General features: G+C 70.7%; 11 protein-coding genes. 5 read left to right on the forward strand and 6 right to left on the reverse strand.

The window, feature by feature from the left end; translation table 11 throughout:
- Positions 1–82: 82 nt before the first annotated feature.
- Together ACF1AJ_RS03560 and ACF1AJ_RS03565 are read right to left on the reverse strand one after the other, a co-directional pair.
- On the reverse strand, positions 83–682 hold the full coding sequence (locus tag ACF1AJ_RS03560; protein ID WP_018191107.1) for a histidine phosphatase family protein: 600 nt from the start codon (positions 680–682) through the stop codon (positions 83–85).
- Between the two features lie 38 nt (positions 683–720).
- Positions 721–1,566: a Sir2 family NAD-dependent protein deacetylase gene (locus tag ACF1AJ_RS03565; RefSeq protein WP_391507429.1), complete on the reverse strand. Its 846-nt coding sequence runs from the start codon at positions 1,564–1,566 to the stop codon at positions 721–723.
- 77 nt (positions 1,567–1,643) lie between these two features.
- Here ACF1AJ_RS03565 and ACF1AJ_RS03570 point away from each other — a divergent pair, with 77 nt between their 5' ends.
- Both ACF1AJ_RS03570 and ACF1AJ_RS03575 read left to right on the forward strand, forming a co-directional pair.
- Positions 1,644–2,468 carry a TrmH family RNA methyltransferase gene (locus tag ACF1AJ_RS03570; protein WP_391506132.1) on the forward strand — a complete coding sequence of 275 codons (825 nt, stop codon included), beginning with the start codon at positions 1,644–1,646 and terminating at the stop codon, positions 2,466–2,468.
- A 19-nt stretch (positions 2,469–2,487) separates the two neighbouring features.
- Positions 2,488–3,744 (forward strand): D-alanyl-D-alanine carboxypeptidase family protein, encoded by a 1,257-nt coding sequence (locus ACF1AJ_RS03575; protein ID WP_391506133.1) that lies wholly within the window; start codon positions 2,488–2,490, stop codon positions 3,742–3,744.
- 164 nt (positions 3,745–3,908) lie between these two features.
- Here the strand turns inward: ACF1AJ_RS03575 and ACF1AJ_RS03580 are convergent, their stop codons facing one another.
- Entirely contained in the window at positions 3,909–4,697 is a 789-nt protein-coding gene (locus ACF1AJ_RS03580; RefSeq protein WP_391506134.1) for an SGNH/GDSL hydrolase family protein, read from the reverse strand.
- Positions 4,698–4,827: 130 nt separating this feature from the next.
- Between ACF1AJ_RS03580 and ACF1AJ_RS03585 the strand changes: the two genes are divergently transcribed.
- Genes ACF1AJ_RS03585 through ACF1AJ_RS03595 form a run of 3 tightly spaced genes read left to right on the forward strand, consistent with a single transcriptional unit; the run spans position 4,828 to position 8,301 of the window.
- Entirely contained in the window at positions 4,828–6,600 is a 1,773-nt protein-coding gene (locus ACF1AJ_RS03585) for a DEAD/DEAH box helicase (RefSeq protein ID WP_391507430.1), read from the forward strand.
- A 51-nt stretch (positions 6,601–6,651) separates the two neighbouring features.
- On the forward strand, positions 6,652–7,434 hold the full coding sequence (locus ACF1AJ_RS03590) for a VIT family protein (RefSeq protein WP_391506135.1): 783 nt from the start codon (positions 6,652–6,654) through the stop codon (positions 7,432–7,434).
- Positions 7,435–7,467: 33 nt separating this feature from the next.
- The gene (locus ACF1AJ_RS03595) at positions 7,468–8,301 is read left to right on the forward strand and encodes an AMP nucleosidase (protein ID WP_391506136.1); all 834 of its coding nucleotides are present in this window, start codon (positions 7,468–7,470) and stop codon (positions 8,299–8,301) included.
- A 26-nt stretch (positions 8,302–8,327) separates the two neighbouring features.
- Here ACF1AJ_RS03595 and ACF1AJ_RS03600 read toward each other — a convergent pair whose 3' ends face one another.
- Genes ACF1AJ_RS03600 through ACF1AJ_RS03610 form a run of 3 tightly spaced genes read right to left on the reverse strand, consistent with a single transcriptional unit; the run spans position 8,328 to position 14,093 of the window.
- Positions 8,328–11,720 (reverse strand): error-prone DNA polymerase, encoded by a 3,393-nt coding sequence (locus ACF1AJ_RS03600; RefSeq protein WP_391506137.1) that lies wholly within the window; start codon positions 11,718–11,720, stop codon positions 8,328–8,330.
- A gap of 15 nt (positions 11,721–11,735) precedes the next feature.
- Complete coding sequence (locus ACF1AJ_RS03605; protein WP_391506138.1) at positions 11,736–13,400, reverse strand: DNA polymerase Y family protein; 1,665 nt, start codon at positions 13,398–13,400, stop codon at positions 11,736–11,738.
- Entirely contained in the window at positions 13,401–14,093 is a 693-nt protein-coding gene (locus ACF1AJ_RS03610) for a hypothetical protein (protein WP_391506139.1), read from the reverse strand.
- Positions 14,094–14,117 lie beyond the last annotated feature (24 nt).

Genomic DNA, 14,117 nt, shown 5'->3' on the forward strand with positions numbered 1-14,117 from the left:
GCCGTCTGTGGGTCGCGACTCGCCGTTATCGGCGGGCCGGAACGGCGCGTTGCGACCCTGGATGCGGCGGGGTGGCGTTCCGTCACATCACGGAGGCGGTGAACAGGTCGCGGTCCTCCGGGCCAAGGTTGAAGCGGTCGAGCGTCAGATCGCCGTCGTCGTAGCGGAAACGGTGGACGGACCCGTTCGGGATCAGCTCGCCCGGCCCCGGCAGCGCGTGATCGGTGACGTGGCGCACCAGCGACGAGATGACGCCGCCATGGCTGACGACGATGACGTTCTCGCCGGGATGCCGCTCGCCGAGGTCGCGGAGCGCGGGAAGGGCGCGCGCGACGACCTCGTCGCGGGTCTCGCGACCCGGCACGGGCATCCCGTCGGGCCAGCGGGCCAGGATCTGCTCGCCGGTCAGGCCCTCGGCCTCGCCGTACTGCCGCTCGGCGACCGCCGGCAGACGCTCCGGCTCGCCGAGGCCGACATGGCCGGCGATGATGCGCGCAGTGTCGAGCGCGCGCGAAAGCGGGCTGGCGTAGATCGCGTCGAAACGTCCGCCCGCGAGCGCGCGTCCCGTCGCCTCCGCCTGGTCGCGTCCCGTCGCATTGAGCGGGATGTCGCTGGAGCCCTGGATGCGTTTCGCGAGGTTCCAGTCGGTCTGGCCGTGCCGCACCAGCGAGATGAAGGTCACACGCGTCCTTTCGTCACCGGGACGCGCGGGCGGTCGGGTCAGGCCAACCGTTCGGCCAACTGGACCAGCGTCTCCGTCGTCCCACCGTCCAGCTTAATGGTCGCGCGGCCGTCGCCCTTGGTCGCGCCCCGGTTGACGATGACGATCGGGAGGCGGCGGCGCCGTGCCTCCTCGAGCAGACGGATGCCGGAGTTGACCGCCAGCGACGAGCCGGCGATCACGAGCGCGTCGGCCGAGCGGACCAGCGCGCTGGCCTCGCGGTACTTCTCGGCGGGCACGAACTCGCCGAAGAAGACCACATCCGGCTTCAGGTGGCCGCCGCAGACGGTGCAGTCCGGGACGACGAAGGCGTCGATGTCGGTGACGATGGCGTCTCCGTCCGGCGCGATCTCGACCGCGCCCTCCGTGTCGAGCCACGGGTTCGCGGCGTCGATGCGCGCGGTGATCGCCTCACGGGCGAAGATCTGGCCGCAGATCAGGCACAGGACGCGATCCATGGCGCCGTGCAGGTCGACGACCTTGCGCGACCCCGCCTGCTTGTGCAGCCCATCCACGTTCTGGGTGATGACGCCGTTCGCGGCGCCCGCCGCCTCCAGTGCCACCAGAGCACGGTGGCCGTCGTTGGGATGCGCGGCGGCGAACCGGCGGTAGCCCAGGTGGCTGCCGGCCCAGTAGCGCTTGCGGAAGCGGTCGTCGGAGAGGAACTGCTGGAACGTCATCGGCGTGCGCTTCGGCGCGCCCTCGCCGCGGTAGTCCGGGATGCCGGAGTCGGTGGAGACGCCCGCGCCGGTCAGAACGGCGAAGCGGCGGCCGGAGAGCAGCTCGACGGTCTGGTCGATCCCGCGGGCCAGCTCCGGCGGGAGCTCGGTCGTCAGCGTGGTCACAGGCACCTCCAGATCCTCTCTGAGTCTAAACACCCCAGTTTTCCGATTTGTTTCGTGCGGCTGGCAGTGTTGACGTCATGCTCCTGCACCGCATCGACGACCTGGAGGCCGAGGGCCTCGCCGACTACTCGCGCCTGACCGACGTGGCGCTGCGACGGGTGACCGAGCCGGCGGGCGGCCTGTACATCGCCGAGTCGACGAAGGTGATCACGCGCGCCCTGGCCGCCGGGCACCGGCCGCGTTCCGTGCTGCTGCAGGAGCAGTGGCTCCCGGACATCGAGCCGCTGCTGGAGCCGTATCCCGACGTCCCGGTCTTCGTCGGCGACGCGGCCGTGCTCGAGCGGCTCACCGGGTACCACCTGCACCGGGGCGCGCTGGCGGCGATGCACCGCCCCGAGCTGCCCGATCCCACCGACCTGCTGCGGGATGCGCGGCGCGTGGTCGTGCTGGAGGACATCGTCGACCACACCAACGTCGGGGCGATCTTCCGCGCGGTCGCCGGCCTCGGCGCGGACGCCGTGCTCGTCACGCCGCGGTGCGCCGACCCGCTCTACCGTCGCAGCGTCCGCGTCTCCATGGGCACCGTGCTCCAGGTGCCGTGGACACGACTGCCCGAGTGGGATGAGGCGGTGCCGTTACTCCACGGCGCCGGGTTCGACATCGCCGCTCTCGCGCTCTCCGACGAGGCCGTGACGCTCGACGCATACGCGGCCGACCCGCCGGAGCGCGTGGCCATGGTGTTCGGAGCGGAGGGGGACGGGCTCAGCAGGCGGGCGCTGGCCGCGGCGGACACGGTGGTCACCATCCCGATGCTGCACGGCGTCGACTCGCTCAACGTGGCTTCCGCGTCCGCCGTGGCGTTGTGGGCGTTGCGCGCGCGTTCTCAGCCGTCGCAGGGATAGCCGCCGCTAAAATCCGAGGGTGCCCCAGCAAGTTCTCGTCGATCCGCCGCGCCGTGTCTCCCGGAAGGTGTACCGCCGGCGCCGGATCGTGGTCTTCGGCACGCTGATCGCCATCCTCGTCGCCTTCGTGTACGTGGTGGGATCGCTGGTCGCGCCCGTCCCGGCGACCGCCGCGGTCACGGCGCACGGCAAGCAGCTGGTGCAGCCGGCCGTGCAGCTGGCCTGGCCGGGATACGGCTCGGCCGCGATCGTCGCGCCCGACTACCGGGGGGCGTCGGCGTCGCACGGGAGCGACGCCAGCGTGCCGATCGCGAGCATCACCAAGACGATCACCGCGCTCGTCGTGCTCGAGAAGAAGCCGTTGAACGGCAACGACCAGGGGCCGGACATCTCGTTCACGCAGCGGGATGTCGACATCTGGAACGACGTCGTCGCGGCGGGCGGATCGTGGGCACCGGTGGTCGCGGGCACGTCCATGACCGAGAAGCAGGCGCTGGAGGCGATGCTCCTGCCGTCGGCGAACAACTACGCGATCTCGCTGGCGAACTGGGCGTACGGGTCGACGAGCGCGTACGTGTCGGCCGCCAACGACTGGCTGGCGAAGAACGGGTTCACCGGCACGAAGATCACAACGCCCGACGGCCTCGACCCGGGGAACGTGAGCACGACGAAGGATCTGATCGGCATCGGGAAGCTCGTGCTCGCGTCGCCCGCGCTGTCGTCGATCGTGTCGCAGAAGAACGCCAACCTCCCCGGCGCCGGGTCGCAGGACAACACCAACACGCTGCTCGGATTCGAGGGCATGGACGGCATCAAGACCGGGAACACGGACGAAGCCGGCAACTGCCTGCTGTTCTCGGCGGAGCTGCCGGTCGGGTCGACCAAGGTGCGGGTGCTCGGCGTGGTGCTCGGCGCGCCGACCCACGATGATCTGTGGGCCGGAGTGCAGGCGCTGATGACCAGCATGAAAAGCGGGTTCCACCAGGTGACGCCGGTCGAGAAGGGTCAGGTGTTCGGCACCTACACGACCGCGTGGGGAGCGTCGTCGAAGCTCATCGCGACCGAGACGAAGTCGTTCTTGGTGTGGTCGGACACGCCGATCACCGTGGATCTGCAGACGCGACCGCTGTCGTCCGGGTTCAAGGGCGACATCCTCGGTCAGGGGACGTTCACGCTCAACGGGACGACCGCGACGGTGCCCCTGGCGCTCGCGCGGGATGTGCCCGACCCGGGATTCGGGTGGCGCCTGGCGCATCCGGGCGGGCTCGGGACGTAGGGCGTCGCGCGCGAATGCCGGTCGCGCGTGTGGGTCGCGCGTCTGGGCTCGCGCATGTGCAGATCGCGGTCTCTGGGTCGCACCACGCCGTTATCGCGGCGCCGTAACGGCGTGTTGCGACCCATGGAGGTGCTCGCGGGCGATGGCGCCGGGCGTCGGGCGCGTTAGTCGCGGCTGAGGAGGAACGGGCCGGCCTGCGGCCGCTTCGGGGTGACGTGATCGCCCGAGGACTGGTGGCGGATCCGGCGGATCACCCACGGCACGAGGTACTCGCGCGCCCAGGAGAGGTCCTCGGAACGGGCGCGGCGCCAGGTCCGTGGAGGCAGTGGCTCCGGCTGGAGCGGCTGCAGGTCGTTGTCGACGTTGAGCGCCGCGAGCACCATGCGGGCGACCGTGTGGTGGCCGAGCGGCGCGAGGTGCAGCCGGTCGGGAGCCCACATGCGCTGGTCCTGGATCTCGGTCAGCGACCACTGATCGGCGACGATGCAGTCGTAGCGCGCGGCGATGGCGCGGACGTTCTCGTTGTAGATGGCGACCTTGCCGCGGATGCCGCGGAAGACGGGCGAGAATCCGACGTCGACGCCGGTGAAGACGACGATCGTGGCGCCGTCGACGCTGAGCCGAGAGACGGCCTCGTCGAAGAGGAGGGCGATCTGGTCGGGGTCGGTGCCGGGGCGGATCACGTCGTTGCCGCCCGCCGAGATCGTGATGAGGTCGGGGCGGAGGGCAACCGCCGCATCCACCTGCTCGTCGAGGATCTGACGGATCAGTTTGCCGCGCACGGCGAGGTTCGCATAGGCGAAGTCGTCGGTCTGCTGGCTGAGGACTTCGGCCACGCGGTCGGCCCAGCCGCGGTGGCCTCCGGGGCTGCCGGGTTCCGGATCGCCGATGCCTTCGGTGAACGAGTCTCCGAGGGCGACGTAGCGGGACCAGGGATGCCGTGCTTCTGCCATTGCTCCATTCTGCATCGGACTCCGCTGTCGGCGGGCTCCGGTAGATTTGATTCAAGTGGAGACGTCAGCAACACCCCAGCCGGAAGAGGCCTCCGGTGACCCGGAACTCAGTGGTCTCGAGCGTCCTGGCGTGCACGCGGGAAGCTTCGCGGCCGAGCATCTGTCGCCGTCCTTCCCGGAGCGCGCGGCCTGGGGGACCGCGGGAAAGCTGCGTGCGTGGCAGGCGGAGGCGCTCGACGCGTACTTCGTCCACGAACCCCGCGACTTCCTCGCGGCGGCGACCCCCGGCGCCGGTAAGACGACCTTCGCACTGAGGCTCGCGACCGAACTGCTGTCCCGGCGTGTCGTGGAGCGCGTCACCGTCGTCGCGCCGACCGAGCACCTCAAGCGCCAGTGGGCCGAGGCGGCCGCGCGGGTCGGGCTCCATCTCGATCCGGACTTCAAGAACTCCGATGGGCGCTACGCGCGGCACTATCGCGGCGCGGCGGTCACCTACGCGCAGGTGGCCATGCGCCCGAGCCTGCACAAGGACATCACCGAGGCATACAAGACCCTGGTCATCCTGGACGAGGTGCACCACGGCGGCGACGCGCTCAGCTGGGGCGATGGCATCCGCGACGCCTTCGAGCGGGCGACCCGACGACTGTCGTTGACCGGTACGCCGTTCCGCTCGGACACGGCGCCGATCCCGTTCGTGACGTACCTGCCGGACAGGCAGGGCATCCGCACCTCGGTCACGGACTACAACTACGGCTACGGGCGGGCGCTCGAGGACGGCGTGGTCCGTCCCGTGATCTTCATGGTCTACGCCGGCCACATGCGGTGGCGGACCAAGACCGGCGACGAGATGGAGGCACGTCTCGGCGAGGGCAACACGAAGGACATCACGTCGCAGGCGTGGCGGACGGCCCTTGATCCGCGCGGCGAGTGGATTCCGGCCGTACTGGCAGCGGCCGACCGCCGGCTCACCGAGGTGCGCAACTCCATCCCCGACGCGGGCGGCCTGGTGATCGCGACGGACCATTACGCGGCCCGCGCCTATGCCGATCTCCTGCAGCAGATCAGCGGCGAGCCGGTGACGGTCGTGCTGTCGGACGAGAAGGAGGCGAGCGACCGGATCGCCGAGTTCTCGCAGGGCGACTCCCGCTGGATGGTCGCGGTCCGCATGGTGTCGGAGGGAGTCGACGTGCCGCGGCTGGCCGTCGGCGTGTACGCGACCAGCGCATCCACCCCGCTGTTCTTCGCCCAGGCGATCGGCCGCTTCGTGCGAGCCCGCCGCCGCGGTGAGACCGCATCGGTGTTCCTGCCGAACGTCCCGACGCTGATGGCGCTGGCGAACGCGATGGAGCTGGAACGCGATCACGCGCTCGACCGCGTCGAGGAGAACGTCGAGGGCGACCTGTGGAACCCCGAGGACGCGATGATGGCCGAGGCGAACCGCGAGGAGCGCGCGTCGGAGGCGCTGACGGAGGAGTTCGCGTTCGAGGCGCTGGGGTCGGAGGCGAACTTCGACCGAGTGCTGTACGACGGGAAAGAGTTCGGCAGCTTCGCTGTGCCCGGCACGGATGAGGAACTGGACTTCATCGGGCTTCCGGGGATCTTGGAGCCGGAGCAGGTGCACGAGTTGCTGCTGCAACGGCAGCAGCGGCAGGCGCGCCGGCACTCGTCGCGGCCGGCGACCGCGGAGGGGCATCCCCCTGCTCCGCTGCACCGGACGCTGAAGGAGCAGCGGCAACTGCTGAACAGCCTGGTGGGGTTGTACTCGAAGAACTCGGGGGAGCCGCACGGCCTCATCCACGCCGAACTTCGCCGGGTGTGCGGGGGCCCGGCAGTGGCGCAGGCCAGCGTGACGCAGCTGCAGGCGCGCATCGACTTCCTGCGCAAGCGGCTGGGCAGTCATTAGGGTCGCCGAACCTTGCTGGCGGGCGGTCGGTGTGGTTCCTAGGCTGGGCGCATGGGCGACACAGGATCGGATGATCTGACAACGAGCGGGGCGGCGGCGGACCGCGCGGCGGCCGACGAGGCGGTGGGCGGGCCGCACCCGGACGAACCGCACCGCGGCGGCTTGGCCCAGCGCCTGAACTGGCTGCGCGCCGGAGTGCTCGGTGCGAACGACGGGATCGTCTCGGTCGCCGCCGTCGTGGTGGGCGTCGCAGGAGCGACGAGCTCCGTTCCGGCGATCGTGACCGCGGGGCTGGCAGCACTCGTCGGCGGTGCGATCTCGATGGCCCTGGGCGAGTACGTCTCGGTGAGCAGCCAGCGCGATAGCGAGCGATCGCTGATCGCGAAAGAGCGCCGCGAACTTGCGGAGATGCCGGAGGAGGAACTGGACGAGCTGACGGGCCTGTACGAGCAGCGCGGGCTGACGCCGGCCACCGCTCGTCAGGTCGCTGTGGAGCTCACCGCGCACGATGCCCTCGCCGCGCACCTGTCGGCGGAACTCGGAATCGACCAGGACGATGTCGTCAGCCCGTGGCACGCCGCGCTCGCGTCGGCCGTCGCGTTCACGTGCGGCGCCGTGCTCCCGATGCTGACCATCCTGCTCCCCGAGGCGGTGCGCATCCCGGTCACATTCGTCGCGGTGCTCGTCGCCCTCGCCGTCACCGGGTACGTCGCGGCCTGGATCGGGGGCAGCTCCCGCGGCCGTGCCATGGTACGAGTGGTGGTGGGCGGCGCCTTGGCACTGGCCGCGACATTCATCGTCGGGTCTCTGCTCGGCACCAGTGTCGCCGGCTGACCGGCGCCGCACGACGGAGGGAGACACAACAGCATGGTGGATGCGCAGGACCGCGAGGCCGCGGCGAACGTGATGCCCAGCGAGGGCGGCATGAAGGACAAGGAGGCCATCGTCCGCGACTGGCTCCCGCGCTACACGGGCACGCCGGTGGAGCAGTTCGGCGAGTACATTCTGCTGACCAACTTCGGCGACTACGTGCAGCGCTTCGCCGACTGGTACGGCGCCGAGGTACGCGGGCTGGATCGGTCGATGCCGAACGCGACGGCAGACGGGATCACGATGGTCGACTTCGGGATGGGCAGCCCGAACGCGGCCACGATCATGGACCTGCTGACCGCTGTGTGTCCGAAAGCGGCCCTGTTTCTCGGCAAGTGCGGTGGGGTCAAGCGCAAGAACAAGCTCGGCGACCTCGTGCTCCCGATCGCGGCGATCCGCGGTGAGGGCACATCGAACGACTACCTGCCTCCCGAGGTGCCCGCGCTGCCGGCGTTCCAGCTGCAGCGCGCGGTGTCGTCGACCATTCGCGACTTCCAGCAGGACTACTGGACGGGGACGGTCTTCACGACGAACCGCCGGGTGTGGGAGCACGACGACACGTTCAAGGAGTACCTCAAGCGGACGCGGTGCATGGCGGTCGACATGGAGACGGCGACCGTGTTCGCGGCGGGTTTCGCCAACCGCATCCCGAGCGGGGCGCTGCTGCTCATCTCGGATCAGCCGATGACGCCGGAGGGTGTGAAGACGGCGGAGAGCGACAAAGGGGTGACGCGCGATTTCGTCGAGCGTCACATCCGGATCGGCGTGGAGGCGCTCCGGCTGGTGCGGCGGAACGGCCGCAGCGTGCGGCATCTGCGGTTCGAGGAGTGACGGGACGCGCTGCGGCCTGAGGCGGCTCATCGGAAGTCCCTCGAGACGGTTCGGATCCCGGTGTCGAGTGCTTCGAGCCGGTCGGCGAGCACATTGACGACGCCTTCCTCGCTGCGCTCCAGGATGCCGCGGACGATCATCGCCGGCGCCTGGCGGGCGACTCGGCGGTAGCGGTTCCAGACGCCGACCGGGCAGATGACGTTCACCATCCCCGTCTCGTCCTCGATGTTGAGGAACGTGACTCCCGCCGCCGTCGCCGGGCGCTGGCGGTGCGTCACCACGCCGCCCACCTCGATACGGCGGCCGGATTCGCCCGCGGCGAGCGTGTCGGCGGGGCGGACGCCGCGGGCGGCGAGCGCCGGGCGCAGGAAGCGGATGGGATGGTCGTCGGTCGAGATCCCGGTCGCCCATAGGTCGCTGGCGAGCTGTTCGGCGGGGGAGAGCATCGGCAGCAGGGGCGGCTGCACGGTGATCGCCGTGCCGGCGAGGTACTCGGGACGCTCCTGGGCAGCGTTGCCGGCCTCCCAGATCGCTTGCCGTCTGCTCAGGTCGAAGCCGTCGAACGCGCCGGCGGCGGCGAGCGCCTCCAGCTGACCGGTGTTGAGTCCGGTGCGCCGGGCGAGGTCGCCGAGGTCGCGGTAGGGACCGTACGCCTCGCGCTCGGCGACGATGCGCTCCGCGACCTTCTCACCGATCGACGTGACCGCCGCGAGGCCGAGCCGGACCGCGTGACCGCCGTCGCGGCGGTGCGCGGCGAAGTCGAGCGCGACCGCCGGATCGAAGGGGTCGATCGGCGGCTGATCGGTCTGCAGGCACGGATCGGATCCGGTCGGCCCGCGCTGCGTGTCCGGGTCGTCGAGCGGCTCGAGGAGCGGGAAGACCCCGGATCGCTGGATGTCGGGACGGTGCACGGTCACGCCGTGCCGTCGTGCGTCGGCGGTGAGGGTGCGCGGTGAGTAGAAGCCCATCGGCTGGGCGCGCAGCAGCCCGGCGAGGAACGCGCCGGGGTAGTGCAGCTTCATCCACGAACTGACGTAGACGAGCAGCGCGAAGCTGATCGCGTGGCTCTCCGCGAAGCCGAAGTTGGCGAACGCCTCGATCTTCTCGTAGATGGCGTCGGCGTCGGCTCCGGTGATGCCGTTGTTCGCCATCCCGTCGTACAGCTTCGCTTTGAGCGCCTCGATCTTCTCCACCCCGCGCTTGGAGCCCATCGCTCGGCGCAGCAGGTCGGCGTCCTCCGCCGTGCAGTCGCCGACCGCGACCGCCATCTGCATCAGCTGCTCCTGGAACAGCGGGACGCCCATTGTGCGCTCCAGCACCGGCACGAGCGAGGGGTGCAGGTAGGTGACGGGCTCTTTGCCGAGCTTCCGGCGGATGTACGGATGCACCGCCCCGCCTTGGATGGGGCCGGGGCGGATGAGCGCGATCTCGATCACGAGGTCGTAGAAGCTGCGGGGCTGCAGGCGCGGCAGCGTGCCGATCTGCGCGCGGCTCTCCACCTGGAAGACGCCGATCGAGTCGGCACGGCAGAGCATGTCGTAGACGCCCTGCTCCTCCTTCGGGATGCTGTCGAGCGTCCACTTCTCGCCGAGCGACGCCTCGATGGTGCGCATCGAGTAGTCGAGCGCCGACAGCATGCCGAGGCCGAGGAGGTCGAACTTGACCAGTCCCATCCACGCGCAGTCGTCTTTGTCCCACTGCAGCACGGTGCGGCCTTCCATACGTGCGTGCTCGATCGGGCACACCTCGCCGACGGGCCGGTCGGTGAGGACCATCCCGCCCGAGTGGATGCCGAGGTGTCGCGGGAACTTGAGCACCTGTTGCGCGAGACCCACCACGTCGTCCGGGATGTCGTGGTCGTCGCTGGTCTGGACGGTGCCCCACGAGTCGATCTGCTTGCTCCACGCGTCTTGCTGGCCGGTGGAGTAGCCGAGCGCTTTCGCCATGTCGCGCACCGCGTTCTTGGGCCGGTAGGTGATCACGTTGGCGACCTGGGCTGCGTTGTGCCTGCCGTACTTGGCGTAGACGTACTGGATGACCTCCTCGCGGCGATCGGAGTCGAAGTCGACGTCGATGTCGGGCTCCTCCTCGCGCATGCTGGAGAGGAATCGCTCGAAGGGCAGGTCGTACTTGATGGAGTCGACGGCGGTGATCCCGAGCAGGTAGACGACGGCCGAGTTCGCCGCGGACCCGCGACCCTGGCAGAGGATGCCGCGGCTGCGGGCGAACCGGACGATGTCGTGGACGATGAGGAAGTAGCCGGGGAAGTCCTTCGCCTCGATCACATCCAGCTCGCGTTCGATGCGCTCGCGTTTCGCCGGGTTGCTGTCGAGGTCGGGATACCGTTCGGCGGCGCCCCGCCAGGTGAGCTCGCGCAGCCAGCTCATCGGCGTATGACCCTCCGGGACGTCCTGTTTCGGTAGCCGAGGACGGGCGCTGCGGAGGCGGAAGGAGAGGTCGTCGGCGATCTCGACGGTCCGTTCGACCGCGCCGGGGTAGCGCGCGAACCGGCGGGCCATCTCGGCGCCGCTGCGCAGGTGGGCCGCCCCTGCGGCGGGGAGCCAGCCGTCGAGCTCGTCGAGGCTGCGGCGGGCGCGCACGGCGGCGACGGCGGTCGCCAGGGGATATTGCGCCGGGCTCGCATAGTGGACGTTGTTGGTCGCAACGGTCGGCAGCCCGAGCCGGCCGGCGATGCGGGTGAGGATGTCGTTGTCGGTCGAGTCGCGCGGACCGCCCTGGTCGATCAGCTCGACGAGCACGTTGTCGTGCCCGAACAGGTCGGCGAGCCGCGCGACCTCCCGCTCAGCCGCGCGTTCGCCGTGCTCGGCGAGGGCCAGCCGGACGTCGCCCTTCCGGCACCCGGTCAGCACCATCCACTCGCCGCCCGACTGCTCGGCGAGCTCGTCGAGCCGGTACACCGGCCGGCCCTTCTCCTCGCCGGCGAGCTGCCCCGCGGTGATCGCGGCGGCGAGCCGGTGGTAGCCGTCCTGCCGGCGGCCGAGCACCACCAGATGGCTGCCCTCTGGGTCGGGTTCGCCGTTCTGCGGTTTGGTGAGCGACAGCGACAGCTCGGCGCCGAAGACGGTCTTAACGCGGTCGTACGCCTCGGCCGCCTCGGCCAGGTGCACGACGCCGTACATGCCGTCGTGGTCGGTGAGAGCGAGCGCGTGCAGGTTGAGCCGAGTGGCCTCCTCGAGCAGTTCTTCCGGGGAGGATGCTCCGTCGAGGAAGCTGAAGTTGCTGTGCGCGTGGAGCTCGGCGTACGGGACCGCGTCCTCGGGCGTCTCCGGGATCGCCTGCGGAACGTATTTCTGCCGCTTGCGCGACGACGGGCGTTCGTCGTCCTGCTGTCCGGTGCGTCGTCCGGAGAGCCGCCGCTCGAACTCGGCCCACGGGATCGGCGGGTTGTTCCATCCCATCAGGCATCACCTCGCTCAGTCATAGCGCGCCTCCGCGAACCAGCCGGAGCCTGCCAGGGCGAGCAGCCAGGCGGTGCCGTCGGCATCGACCAGCTGGAAGCGGTGCATCGTGCGGGAGAGGGAGGCGTCCCACCACCGCTCCCGCACGGGCCAGGGACCGGCCCAGGAGTCGACCGGCCGGGCGTCCCGCACCTGGCCGGTGGGAGAGAAGCGGACGATCGGTGCGGTCACATCTCCGCGATCGGTCACCTCGACCGCCGTGCCCTCCTCGGTGAGAACCGCGACGGGACGCGGAACCTCGAACACGGTCGACGGCGCGGGCGCCGGCAGCGATCCGGGCCACGGCTGGTCGGCACGGGCGACCCCCACCGGCCGATCGCCCCACGGCACCAGCACCTGCCGTTCACCGGGCGCGCGCCCACCGCCGATCGTGGCCGTGACCACCGCTTCGTGCCCGAGCATGCTCTGCACGCGGGTGAGGCCGTGGTGGATACGCTCGTCGGCGCCGCCGCCCCACAGGCCGTCTTCATGGTGGCCGATGTCGTCGACCGCCTCCGGCTCGAGCACCACCCGGGAGATCGGGGACGCCAGCCCGGAGTCGATCGCGCCGGAGCCCTGCAGCTGCCAGCGGACCCGGTCGACCACGTCGGGCGGCGAGAACAACCGGGGGTGGAGCCAGGTGCGCTCGCTGACCCGCCCGGACTCGTCGGTGACCTCCACCCGCAGCGACGTGCACACGAGCCCGGCCTTGGTGAGGCCCCCGATGAACTGCTCGGCCGTGCCGCGCACGGCGAAGGTCACCTGGTCGACACGGTCGAGGGGAGGTTCGAACTCGATGGAGCGGTCGAGCTGCTTCGGCGGGGTCCGCGGCACCACCGCCGTGCCGTCCAGTCCGCTGGCCAGAGTGTGCGCGAGTTCTCCCCGCTCGCCGAACCGCTCCCGCATGTCCACGCGCGAGAGCGCGGCGATGTCGCCGAGCGTGTGCAGTCCCAACCGACGGAGCAGCGGCGTGAGTTCGGTGAAGCCCAGGTGGGCGACCGGGAGCGGGGCCAGGAACCTCGGAGAGTCGCCGGAGGGGATGATGCGCACACGGCTGCGAGCCCAGAAGTGCGGGGCGGGGGCCTCTGCGGCGCGACCGGCAGCGGCATCGGTCGACGTCCCGGTGGAGGGGGTGCTGACGAGTGGCCGGGCGGCTCCCGTCGAGCGCGCGGCCTGCTCGGCGGCGAAAGGACCGTCGGCGATCCCGACCCGGGCATCCGACACCCCCAGCCCTTCCAGGCAGCGCAGCAGTTCGGCGGCCGCCTGCTCCTCGCCGCCGTAGTAGCGCGCCGGCCCGCGCGCCCGGAGCACGCAGGTGCCCGGGCGGACCGGCTGAACGCCGGGGGTGATCTCCTCGATCGCGGTGAGCACCGGCTCGAAAGCACGCGCATCGAGCACCGGATCGTACGGCAGCACGTTCAGCTGGGGGCAGCGCGCCTGCGCCTCGCGCATCCGCAGCCCGCGCTTCACCCCGTCGGCTCGTGCGGCCGGAGAGCAGGCGAACACCACGCCCTTCTCGACCAGGGCGAGAGGTTCATCGGAGGGCAGGTCGAGCGCATGCTGCGCAGCGATGACCGGCCAGTCGGGGCACCAGAGCACGATCGCCCGGGTGACGACGGCTTCGCGTGCTTCGTTCGTCATCTAGCTCACCGCCTCCAGCCGTGTGGGCCCGGAGGTGCGGAAGCTCTCATCGACGGCCGGCAGCCACAGCTCGGCCGTGCGGCGTGGTCCCGTCCCGCCACGCGGTGCCGACTCCACGGTGACCCTCCGCGACGACAGGTAGCCGTTCCCGGTGCCGAGGCCGTCCCACCCGCTGCGTGCGACGGTGAGCGTCGCTTCCACCTGCGGCCAGTCGCCGGCGACGATGAGGGTCGCCTCGCGCTGCCTCAGCCGGGCGGTGAGCCGGGCGACGTCGCCGTCTTTCGCGCGGGCGGGTGGCGCGACGACCACCACGCTGAGCACATCGACGACCGCCGCGGTCACGGTCAGCCAGTTCTCACCGGGATGCGGCACCAGCACGAGCCGCTCGAGGTCGATGCCGAACCGCCCGGCGGCCTCTGCGCCGAAGTCGGGCATACCGACCACGCCGCACCACGCCCCGGCCGCGCTCGGACCGGCCAGCATGGCCATCAGCAGGGTCGTCGAACCGCGTACCGAGTATGCCGCCCCGGCTTTGAGCGAGCCCCCGGGCAGGAGCGGGGAGAGCGCCGGATGCGTCTGCAGGGTCCGGCTCTCGAGCTTGGTCGCCTGCATCTGCCGGATGCGGGTCTGCAGTTCGTGCACCTGCGCCCGGCCGGCGCCCGGTTCATCGAGGTGTGGAGCTGCGAGGGACATGAGTCCATTTTCGAACGTATGTTC

This window comes from Leifsonia sp. NPDC014704, from assembly GCF_043083605.1.
Lineage (GTDB): Bacteria > Actinomycetota > Actinomycetes > Actinomycetales > Microbacteriaceae > Leifsonia.

Coding starts and splice junctions, on each gene's coding strand:
- ACF1AJ_RS03590 (WP_391506135.1), top strand. CDS start 6,652: ATGGGCGACACAGGATCGGATGATCTGACAACGAGCGGGGCGGCGGCG.
- ACF1AJ_RS03570 (WP_391506132.1), top strand. CDS start 1,644: ATGCTCCTGCACCGCATCGACGACCTGGAGGCCGAGGGCCTCGCCGAC.
- ACF1AJ_RS03580 (WP_391506134.1), bottom strand. CDS start 4,697: ATGGCAGAAGCACGGCATCCCTGGTCCCGCTACGTCGCCCTCGGAGAC.
- ACF1AJ_RS03595 (WP_391506136.1), top strand. CDS start 7,468: ATGGTGGATGCGCAGGACCGCGAGGCCGCGGCGAACGTGATGCCCAGC.
- ACF1AJ_RS03600 (WP_391506137.1), bottom strand. CDS start 11,720: ATGGGATGGAACAACCCGCCGATCCCGTGGGCCGAGTTCGAGCGGCGG.
- ACF1AJ_RS03605 (WP_391506138.1), bottom strand. CDS start 13,400: ATGACGAACGAAGCACGCGAAGCCGTCGTCACCCGGGCGATCGTGCTC.
- ACF1AJ_RS03610 (WP_391506139.1), bottom strand. CDS start 14,093: ATGTCCCTCGCAGCTCCACACCTCGATGAACCGGGCGCCGGCCGGGCG.